Below are 8,358 nucleotides of genomic sequence, written 5' to 3'. Positions count from 1 at the left end.
GTTCGATACATTTCGAAGTAAACACCGACCCTCTGACACCGTCAAGAAACGCGAGGGGCGGCTGTGGCTAATGGTGTTTTTGTCTGCCGCGAGACTGCAATTGCCAACGCATTTCCCGAGAAGAGGCGTCGGTAGTTGCAGTCTCGCGGGCGCCGCCTACTCCCATTCGATGGTGCCCGGCGGCTTGCTGGTGATGTCCAGCACCACGCGGTTGACCTCGGAGACCTCGTTGGTGATACGCGTGGAGATGCGCTCGAGCACCTCGTAGGGAACTCGGGTCCAGTCGGCGGTCATGGCGTCCTCACTGGTCACCGGCCGCAGCACGATCGGGTGCCCGTAGGTGCGGTTGTCGCCCTGCACGCCCACCGAGCGGACGTCGCCCAGCAGTACCACCGGGCACTGCCAGATCAGGTTGTCCAAACCGGCGGAGGTCAGCTCCTCGCGCGCGATCGAGTCCGCGCGCCGCAGCGTGTCCAACCGCTGTGCGGTGACCTCGCCGACGATCCGGATGCCCAGACCGGGGCCCGGAAAGGGTTGGCGCGCAACCATTTCCTCCGGCAATCCCAGCTCGCGCCCGACCGCGCGCACCTCGTCCTTGAACAGCAGCCGCAGCGGCTCGACGAGTGTGAACTTCAGGTCGTCGGGCAGGCCGCCCACGTTGTGATGGCTCTTGATGTTAGCGGTGCCGCTGCCGCCCCCGGACTCCACCACGTCGGGATAGAGCGTGCCCTGGACCAGGAAGTCCACACCGGAACCGTTATCCCCCACCACATCTCGCACCGCGCCCTCGAAGGCCCGGATGAACTGCCGCCCGATGATCTTGCGTTTGCCTTCGGGATCGGTCACGCCCGCGAGCGCATCGAGGAAGGTGTCGGCCGCGTCGACGGTCACCAGGTTGGCGCCGGTGGCGGCCACGAAGTCGCGCTGCACCTGCGCGCGCTCCCCCGCACGCAACAACCCGTGGTCGACGAAGACACAGGTCAAGCGGTCGCCGATGGCGCGCTGCACCAGCGCGGCGGCCACCGCGGAATCCACGCCGCCCGACAGCCCGCAAATCGCCTGGCCGTCACCGATCTGGGCACGCACCTGCTCGACCAGCGCCTCGGCGATGTTGGCGGCCGTCCACCGGGCGCCGAGCCCGGCGAAGTTGTGCAGGAAGCGGCTGAGCACCTGCTGCCCGTGCGGGCTGTGCATCACCTCCGGGTGGTACTGCACACCGGCCAGCCGCCGGGCCCGGTTCTCGAAGCCGGCCACCGCCGCGCCCGCGCTGCTGGCCACCACCTCGAACCCATCCGGGGCGGCGGTGACCGCATCGCCGTGGCTCATCCACACCGGCTGAACGCTTGGCAATCCCGAATGCAATTCTCCGCCAAGGACTTTCAGTTCGGTCCGGCCGTATTCGCTGGTGCCGGTGCGGGCGACGGTCCCGCCCAGCGCCTGGGCCATCGCCTGAAACCCGTAACAGATGCCGAACACCGGCACCCCGAGATCGAACAGCGCCGGATCGAGCTGAGGGGCCCCGTCGGCGTAGACACTGGACGGCCCACCGGAGAGCACCAGCGCCAGCGGGTCCCGGGCCTTGATGTCCTCGACCGTGGCGGTGTGCGGAATGACCTCGGAGAAAACCCGCGCCTCCCGGACGCGGCGGGCGATCAACTGCGCGTACTGCGCGCCGAAGTCCACGACGAGCACCGGACGAGCCGGCAGTCCGGACGCATCGGTTGCCTCGGCTGCAGAGATTTCAGTGGGGTCGGCCACGCGAGCGAGTCTAGTGGCCACCCGCGTCGCCGCCGCCCGAGAGGCCTGCAGCGAAACGCGGTGCGCGGCCAAATTTATGCCTTTGCTATGAGGTTGTGGGTGCCGATTGATAACGACAATCATTTTCAATTACGGTTTCGGTGATTCTGACCGCTCGCCCAGCCAGGAGTTGCCGTGATGGCCTTGCCTCCCGCAATCCCCCCGCTGATCGCCGACCGCAGCCGGGGCGCCCGACGATGACCGCACCGATGTGGATGGCCGCCCCACCGGAGGTTCACTCAACGTCGCTGAGCAGCGGCCCGGGGCCGGCGTCCCTGTTCGCCGCGGCAGCGGCGTGGAGCTCGATGGGAGCCGAATACGCCTCGGCGGCAGCAGAACTCAGCGGGTTGCTGGCAACGGCGCAGGCCGGCGCCTGGCAGGGGCCGAGCGCCGAATCCTACGTTGCCGCGCATGCACCGTATCTGGCGTGGTTGACGCAGGCCAGCGCGCACAGCGCCGCGGCGGCCGCACAGCATGAGACGGCGGGCACCGCCTACACCGCCGCGTTGGCGGCGATGCCGACCATGCCCGAGCTGACCACCAACCACGTCGTGCACGGCGCCCTGGTGGCGACGAATTTCTTTGGGATCAATACCATTCCGATCGCGGTCAACGAGGCCGACTATGCGCGGATGTGGGTTCAGGCAGCCAGCACGATGGCCACCTATCAAGCCGTCTCCACGGCGGCGGTGGTGGCCATACCGCAGACCGACCCGGCGCCGCCAATCCTGAAATCCGACACCGCCGCGCAGCCCGACCACGAGGAAGGCGACGACCACCACGACCATGAGCACGGATTCGACAGTCCGCTCAATCAGTTCGTCGCCCAGATCCTGCGGCTGTTCGGACTCGACTGGGACCCGGTCGAGGGAACCCTCAACGGATTGCCCTACGAGGCCTACACCAACCCCGGAGACCTGCTCTGGTGGGTGGTTCGAGCCCTCGAACTGTTTTCGGATTTTCAACAGTTCGGGTCCCTGCTGCAGGAAAACCCGGCGGCGGCTTTCCAGTTCATCACCAACCTCGTGCTGCTCGACTGGCCGACCCACCTGGCCCAGCTCGCGAGCTGGCTCCCGACGCAGCCGCAATTGCTGTTGATACCCATGCTCATCGCCGTGGCCCCCCTCGGGGCGCTGGCCGGTTTCGCGGGCCTCGCCGGGCTTGCGCCCCCACCCGTGCCGGTCGCGGCGCCGGCAGCCCCGCCCGCCGCGGCACCGTCCGGCCTGCCGGCGGTGATCGGCACGACCCCGATCACCGCACCCGCCGCGGCACCCGCGTCGGCACCCGCGCCCGCGGCCGGCGCGGTGGCCAGCGTGGCGGCCGGCCCGGCACCGCCCGCGCCGCCGGCCCCGGGTGCGGTCCCGTTCATGCCCCCTTATGCCCTTGCGCCTCCCGGCATCGGATGTGGTTCGGGAATGAGTGCGAGCGCTGCCGCCGGTGCGAAAAAGAAGGCGCCCGAGCCCGATTCGGCCGCGGTTGTCGCCGCGTCGGCCGCGCGGGAGGCGGCGCGGACCCGGCGGCGCCGGCGGGCGAGGCAACGCGGCAGCGGCGACGAGTTCATGGACATGAACGTCGACGTCGATCCGGACTGGGACGAGCCGACGACGGCGTCGCAGCGCGGCGCCGGAAACCTGGGCTTCGCCGGCACGGGACGCAGGGAACCCGTTGCCGCGGCGGGCCTGACCACCCTGGCCCGTGATGCATTCGGCGGCGGACCCGGCATGCCGATGATCCCGGGCACCTGGGACCCGGAGGACGGCAAAGGAGTACGCGGCAACGACGATTGAGGCCGGTAGCGCGGCACATGCCGGCGTCCGGCGCGCCGTCGCAATACCCGGTGATCGTTGGCGACATGCACGTCGGCATGGTGGAGTGGATAGCGCCCAACCCCGATAGCCGAGAGTGAGTACCCGTGCTGGGTCTGCCAGAAAAAGTGCGCGCCTGCCTCTTCGACCTCGACGGCGTGCTCACCGACACCGCCAGTGTGCACACCAAAGCCTGGAAGGCCATGTTCGACGCCTACCTGTCCGAGCGGGCCAAGCGCACCGGCGACGAATTCGTCCCCTTCGACGCGGCCGCGGACTACCGCGAATACGTGGACGGCAAGAAGCGCGAGGACGGGGTCCGCTCGTTTCTGGAAAGCCGCGGCATCGAGCTGCCCGACGGTAACCCCGACGATCCCGACGACGCCGAGACGGTCTACGGCCTGGGCAATCGCAAGAACGACATGTTCCAGAAGGTCCTGAAGGAAGACGGCGTCAAGGTGTTCGACGGGTCGCGGCGCTACCTCGAGGCCGCGTCGGACGCCGGCCTGGGTATCGCGGTGGTGTCGTCGAGCGCCAACACCCGCGACGTCCTCGAGATCACCGGCCTGGACCGGTTCGTGCAGCAGCGGGTGGACGGCATCACCCTGCGCCGGGAGCACATCGCCGGCAAGCCCGCGCCCGACTCCTACCTCCGCGGGGCGCAGCTGCTCGACGTCCCCGCCGACGCGGCGGCCGTGTTCGAAGACGCCTTGTCCGGGGTTGCCGCGGGCCGGGCCGGTAACTTCGGTTTCGTGATAGGTGTCGACCGGGTGGGCCAAGCCGAGGACTTACGCCGCAACGGCGCCGATGTGGTGGTGAGCGACCTCGCCGAGTTGCTGCAGTCATGATCACCGATGCATCGTTTCCCGTTGACCCATGGCACGTTCGCGAAACCCAGCTTGACCTCAACCTGCTGGCCCAGTCGGAATCCCTGTTCACCTTGTCCAACGGGCACATCGGGCTGCGCGGCAACCTCGACGAGGGCGAGCCGTACGGCCTGCCGGGCACCTACCTGAACTCCTTCTACGAGATCCGGCCGCTGCCGTATGCCGAGGCGGGCTACGGCTACCCGGAAGCCGGCCAGACGCTCATCGACGTCACCAACGGCAAGATCATCCGGCTGCTGGTCGAGGACGAGCCCTTCGACGTCCGCTACGGCGAATTGATCTCCCACGTGCGCAATCTCGATCTGCGCGCCGGAACCCTGACGAGAACCGCGCACTGGCGCTCGCCCGCGGGCAAAGAGGTCAAGGTGGTCTCCACCCGACTGGTCTCCCTGCCCCACCGCGGCCTCGCCGCCATCGAGTACGTCGTGGAAGCGGTCGGCGATTTCGTGCGGGTCACCGTACAGTCCGAACTGGTCGCCAACGAGGACCAGCCGCAGACCTCCGGCGACCCGCGGGTGTCGGCCATCCTGGAGAACCCTCTCGAAGAGGTCGACCACGAATACACCGATACCGGAGCAGTTCTCATGCACCGCACCCGCAGCAGCGCGCTGATGATGGCCGCCGGCATGGACCACGAGGTCGAGGTTCCCGGGCGCGTGGAGGTCAGCACGGATGCGCGCGCCGATCTGGCCCGGACCACCGTGATCTGTGGGCTGCGCGAGGGGCAGAAGTTGCGCATCGTCAAGTACCTCGCGTACGGCTGGTCGAGCATGCGCTCGCGTCCGGCGCTGCGCGACCAGGTCGCCGCCGCGCTGCACGGCGGCCGCTACAGCGGATGGCAGGGGCTGCTGGACTCGCAGCGGGAGTATCTGGACGACTTCTGGGATTGCGCGGACGTCGAGGTCGACGGCGACCCCGAATCCCAGCAGGCCGTGCGCTTCGGGCTTTTCCACCTGTTGCAGGCCAGCGCTCGCGCCGAACGCCGCGCGATCGCCGCCAAGGGGCTCACCGGAACCGGCTATGACGGACACGCCTTTTGGGACACCGAGGGTTACGTGCTGCCGGTGTTGACCTACACCGCGCCGCACACGGTGGCCGACGCGCTGCGATGGCGGGCCTCAACCCTGGATTTGGCCAAGGAGCGGGCCGCCGAGTTGGGCCTGGAGGGCGCCTCCTTCCCCTGGCGGACCATCCGCGGGCAGGAGTGCTCGGCCTACTGGCCGGCCGGCACGGCGGCCTGGCACATCAACGCCGACATCGCAATGGCCTTCGAGCGCTACCGCGTCGTCACCGGGGACAACGACCTGGAAGCCGATTGCGGCCTGCAGGTGCTGGTGGAGACCGCCCGGCTCTGGCTCTCGCTGGGCCATCACGACCGGCACGGGGTCTGGCACCTCGACGGTGTCACCGGCCCCGACGAGTACACGGCGATCGTGCGCGACAACGCCTTCACCAACCTGATGGCCGCGCACAATCTGCATACCGCCGCCGACGCCTGTAACCGCCATCCCGAGGCGGCCAAGGCGCTGGGGGTCACCACCGAGGAGGCGGCCGCCTGGCGCGATGCCGCCGACGCGGCCAACCTTCCCTACGACGCCGGCCTGGAGGTCCATCAGCAGTGCCAGGGGTTCACCACCTTCGCGGAATGGGACTTCGACAAGAACACCACCTATCCGCTGCTGCTGCACGAGGCCTACGTGCGGCTCTACCCCGCGCAGGTGATCAAGCAGGCCGACCTGGTGCTGGCGATGCATTGGCGAAGCCACGCGTTCACGCCCGAACAGAAGGCCCGCAACGTCGACTATTACGAGCCGCGCATGGTGCGTGACTCGTCGCTGTCGGCCTGCACCCAGGCGGTGATGTGCGCCGAGGTCGGGCATTTGGACCTGGCCCATGACTACGCGTATGAGGCCGCCCTGATCGACCTGCGCGACCTGCACCACAACACCCGTGACGGCTTGCATATGGCCTCGCTCGCCGGCGCCTGGACCGCGCTGGTGTCCGGCTTCGGCGGCCTGCGCGACGACGAGGGCGTGCTATCGCTGGATCCTCAACTGCCCGACGGGATTTCGCGGCTACGATTCCGGCTGCGGTGGCGCGATTTCCGGCTCACCGTCGACGTGAACCATTCCGATGTCACGTACACGATCCGCGATGGGCCCGGTGGCGAGCTCAGCATCCGGCATGCCGGCGACGAGCTGGTGCTCAGCACCGAATCCCCGACGACCGTCGCCGTGCGTCCCCGCAAGCCACACCTCCCGCCACCGCGCCAGCCTCCGGGCCGCGAGCCCATGCACCGGCGGGCCCTGTCCCGGCCTCACTGAGCGTCGGCGGGCCCGAGAATCCGCTGCACCTCGGCGCCCGCCGCCTGGCGTAATTCGTCGTCCGTCAGCTCTTCGATCCCGGTCGCCGAGCGCAGGACCGGCGCGAACAACCGCCAACCGAACTGCAGCGCAAGGGCATTGGCGACCGCGAGCCGCGCCTTGACCTCGTCGTCGTAGAGCGGCCGCACCCCGTCGAGCAGGGTCGCGATGTTGGGAAACCGCTTCTGCAGCTGCCCCGCCGGATACCCGTCGAGCACCGTGCGGGCCATCACCCGCATCTGGCGATCCAGAGAGCGCTGCACCACCTCCGCGGGCGTGTCGGTCTCCAGCAGGGCGCTCAGGTGGGCACCCAGGTGATCGAGCACGGCGCCGACGAGTTGTTCCTTGGTGCCGAAGTGCCGGAACACCAGGCCGTGATTGACGCCTGCCCGCGTGGCGATGTCGCGGATGGAGGTCGCGGCCGGACCGCGCTCGGCGAACAAGTCGGTGGCCGCCTCCAGGATCGCCGCGGCCACTTCCGCGCGCCCCTTGGGCACTTTCCCGTGGCCTGTTGCGGAAGTTGTAGTCATCTGACTACACTACCAAATGTAGTCAATTGACTACACCCGTTTTGACTCAAGGAAGACGACATGACAGGTCAGATAACCGTCACCAAGCTGGGAAGCCGCATCGGCGCCCGGGTCGACGGGGTGCACCTCGGCGGCCACCTGGACGAGGCCGCGGTCGACACGATCCGCCGGGCGCTGTTGACCCACAAGGTCATCTTCTTCCGCCACCAGCACCAGCTCGACGACGCGCAGCAGCTCGACTTCGCCCGCCTGCTGGGCACTCCGATCGGCCACCCGGCCGCGTCCGCCCTGGCCGCCAAACACATGCCGGTGATCACGCCGATCGACTCCGAGTACGGCAAGGCGACCCGCTGGCACACCGACGTGACCTTCGCCGCCAACTACCCGGCGGCCTCGATCCTGCGCGCGGTCACCCTGCCCACCTATGGTGGCTCGACGCTGTGGGCCTCGACCGCGGCGGCCTACCAGGATCTGCCCGAGCCGCTGAAGCACCTGGTGGAAAACCTCTGGGCGCTGCACACCAACCGGTACGACTACGTGAGCGCCGAAGCGGTCATGTCGATGAGCGACACGCAGCGGGCGTTTCGGCAAGCCTTCGAGAAGCCGGACTTCCGCACCGAACACCCGGTGGTGCGGGTGCACCCCGAGACCGGTGAACGCGCCCTGCTGGCCGGCGATTTCGTGCGCGGCTTCGTCGGGCTGGACAGCCACGAATCGAGCACGCTGCTGGAGTTGCTGCAACGACGAATCACCATGCCGGAGAACACTATTCGGTGGAGCTGGGCTCCGGGCGACGTGGCCATGTGGGACAACCGCGCGACCCAGCATCGGGCGATCGACGACTACGACGACCAGCCCCGGCTCATGCACCGGATCACGTTGATGGGCGACGTGCCGGTCAATGTGCGCGGCGAGTGCAGCCGGGTGGTCAGCGGCACACCGCTCGAAGTGCTGGCCAGCTGATGGTGACGACCCG

Annotated in this window: 6 protein-coding genes; 4 read left to right on the top strand and 2 right to left on the bottom strand. The window is 68.6% G+C overall.

Annotated features, from left to right (window positions below; genetic code table 11):
* Nucleotides 1–156 precede the first annotated feature (156 nt).
* Nucleotides 157–1,740: a glutamine-hydrolyzing GMP synthase gene (guaA, locus tag Q0W90_RS10475; RefSeq protein WP_297699832.1), complete on the bottom strand. Its 1,584-nt coding sequence runs from the start codon at nt 1,738–1,740 to the stop codon at nt 157–159.
* A 254-nt stretch (nt 1,741–1,994) separates the two neighbouring features.
* Here guaA and Q0W90_RS10470 point away from each other — a divergent pair, with 254 nt between their 5' ends.
* The 3 genes from Q0W90_RS10470 to Q0W90_RS10460 all read left to right on the top strand — a co-directional run bounded on the left by Q0W90_RS10470 (nt 1,995) and on the right by Q0W90_RS10460 (nt 6,813).
* The gene (locus Q0W90_RS10470; protein WP_297774460.1) at nt 1,995–3,584 is read left to right on the top strand and encodes a PPE family protein; all 1,590 of its coding nucleotides are present in this window, start codon (nt 1,995–1,997) and stop codon (nt 3,582–3,584) included.
* A 125-nt stretch (nt 3,585–3,709) separates the two neighbouring features.
* On the top strand, nt 3,710–4,450 hold the full coding sequence (locus Q0W90_RS10465; RefSeq protein WP_297774458.1) for a beta-phosphoglucomutase family hydrolase: 741 nt from the start codon (nt 3,710–3,712) through the stop codon (nt 4,448–4,450).
* Nucleotides 4,447–6,813 (top strand): glycoside hydrolase family 65 protein, encoded by a 2,367-nt coding sequence (locus tag Q0W90_RS10460; RefSeq protein WP_297701182.1) that lies wholly within the window; start codon nt 4,447–4,449, stop codon nt 6,811–6,813. The genes Q0W90_RS10465 and Q0W90_RS10460 overlap by 4 nt, the downstream gene beginning before the upstream one ends.
* On the opposite strand, the gene Q0W90_RS10455 is transcribed toward Q0W90_RS10460, so the two are convergent.
* Nucleotides 6,807–7,382, bottom strand: coding sequence for a TetR/AcrR family transcriptional regulator (locus Q0W90_RS10455; RefSeq protein ID WP_297774456.1), 576 nt, complete (start codon nt 7,380–7,382; stop codon nt 6,807–6,809). The two genes, Q0W90_RS10460 and Q0W90_RS10455, sit on opposite strands and share 7 nt — an antisense overlap.
* A 60-nt stretch (nt 7,383–7,442) precedes the next feature.
* Between Q0W90_RS10455 and Q0W90_RS10450 the strand changes: the two genes are divergently transcribed.
* Complete coding sequence (locus Q0W90_RS10450; RefSeq protein WP_297774454.1) at nt 7,443–8,345, top strand: TauD/TfdA family dioxygenase; 903 nt, start codon at nt 7,443–7,445, stop codon at nt 8,343–8,345.
* Nucleotides 8,346–8,358: the final 13 nt, after the last annotated feature.

The sequence above is a fragment of the Mycobacterium sp. genome (assembly GCF_025933915.1).
Taxonomy (GTDB): domain Bacteria; phylum Actinomycetota; class Actinomycetes; order Mycobacteriales; family Mycobacteriaceae; genus Mycobacterium.
This window is presented reverse-complemented; position numbering and strand designations above follow the sequence as displayed.